The following is a 1,680-nucleotide window of genomic DNA, read 5'->3' as shown; positions in this document are numbered from 1 at the left end:
TTGGGGCCGGCGACGGCCTCGGCTTGGACTGCGGTCGGGGCTTGGGGCCCATTCGATGGTGCGTGCTCATGCATCTGCGACGTCTCCTGTGGATCTTTGGGTTCTGGGATGAGGAAGGGGATGAAGTGGCCGGCTCCGACGGTGGTGAACTTGAACATCACAACCCCTCCCGACCCGGCAGCACACGGCTCACCTCGGCGCGCCATTCGGCCGGATCACGCGCTTCCATCAGCGAGGCCACCGCCGCTACGGCGTCGCGCGCGAAGACCACCAGCGGCAGTCCGTTCAGCCGCAACACCTCGCCCGTGCCGCGCGACACCAGATGCAAGCGCCACACCGGGCGCGCCGCATCGGCGCCGTCGCCGAGGCCATAGCGGCCCCGCATCACCTCCTGGGGGAACTCCTGACGGAACTCGGCTGTCATCTGCATGGTCGCCTCCTGTCATGTGGGACGTGCGCCGCTGCGCCGTCACGACAATTACGACAGGCTTTATCGTGTTAAGCAAGAAAATAGAGACGGCCATTTCAGCCGTCAAAAGAGAAGGATATTCTCTAAGAGGTCCGCGAAGACACCGGCCGATTTCGCCGGAAACTCAATGGTATCGCTGGATGCGCCCGTTCAGGCGACGCCGGTCGGCGCCGTCAGGATCTGCTCCGCCGCGGCCGGAGAGCCGGCAAGGTCGGCGAGAGTCAGCGATTCGATAAGCAGAAGGTAGGACCAGAACACTTCGGCAAAGAGCTTGCGGATCCGGCAGGCGGTCTCGTCGGTGCAATCCTCGCAGCGCTGGTAGGCCCGGCGCGAGAGGCAGGGCAAGGGCGCGATCGGCCCGTCGATCATCCTGAGCAGCTCGCTGAGCGGGATCGACGACGGCTCCTTGATCAGCACGTATCCGCCGTTGCGGCCGCGGATGCTGGCGATGTAGCCCGCGTTCCGGATCTCCAGCAGGATATGCTCCAGAAACCGCTTAGGCGTCTCGGACCGCTGCGCGATGTCTTCGATTCGCAACGCCCGCCCTCGCCAGCCTTCTCGTCGGCAAGCGCCATCAGCGCCTTCGGGGCATATTTCATTTTCTGGGTGATCATGATTGCAGCCTTATCCAACACTGCGGCGCGCGGCAAGGATGCCACTCTGTCCAAGTGACACGGCCTGAAATCAAGAGCGAAGAGGGCACGACATCCCGTCTGACCGCCTTTGAAAACCAAGAAAGCCTTCTTGTCACCGGGCGGCCGCGGTTTTCCTGTTGCGGGTTATCAGCGTGATCTACGGCTGGAGCGCTCCTCGCTTGCCATGGCTTTAAGGCGAGCGCTCAAACACACCAGTACAGTGACTAACCCGCTGGCCGCCAACCGGCAGTAGGCCACTTTGCAAATCCTATCCTTTACTGCGGATAGAAGGTGCCGATCAGTCAACCGTCAATCTTTTCTCCCGCCAGCAGGTCCGGGATCCGCTCAGCCGAAGCCGCGGTGCTGATGATATGCCCTTGGATTCATCAGCACAGGGTCTGTAGCCACTCGAACTGGTCGCGGTTTCTACCCCTTCCGCGGTCACTCGGATTGACAAAGAATGCGCCGCACCGCAGATGGCTGCGCGCACCATGGTGATCCGGCCACGGATTCCATGAGCATCCGGCCACCCTCGTGTAAGGTCCTGCGGGGCGATCTGAAGCCGCCTGTCGTGCC

At 62.6% G+C, this 1,680-nt stretch carries 1 protein-coding gene and 1 pseudogene; both read right to left on the bottom strand.

Annotated elements, in window-relative coordinates; genetic code table 11:
• Positions 1-157: 157 nt before the first annotated feature.
• The gene (locus C5F48_RS23605; RefSeq protein ID WP_245941513.1) at positions 158-430 is read right to left on the bottom strand and encodes a hypothetical protein; all 273 of its coding nucleotides are present in this window, start codon (positions 428-430) and stop codon (positions 158-160) included.
• Between the two features lie 189 nt (positions 431-619).
• Positions 620-1,083: pseudogene (locus tag C5F48_RS23600) on the bottom strand (RrF2 family transcriptional regulator).
• Between the last annotated feature and the right edge of the window lie 597 nt (positions 1,084-1,680).

It is taken from the genome of Cereibacter changlensis JA139 (genome assembly GCF_003034985.1).
GTDB lineage: Bacteria > Pseudomonadota > Alphaproteobacteria > Rhodobacterales > Rhodobacteraceae > Cereibacter > Cereibacter changlensis.
The sequence above is the reverse complement of the archived record's forward strand: the minus strand, read 5'-3'. Positions and strand labels throughout refer to the sequence as shown.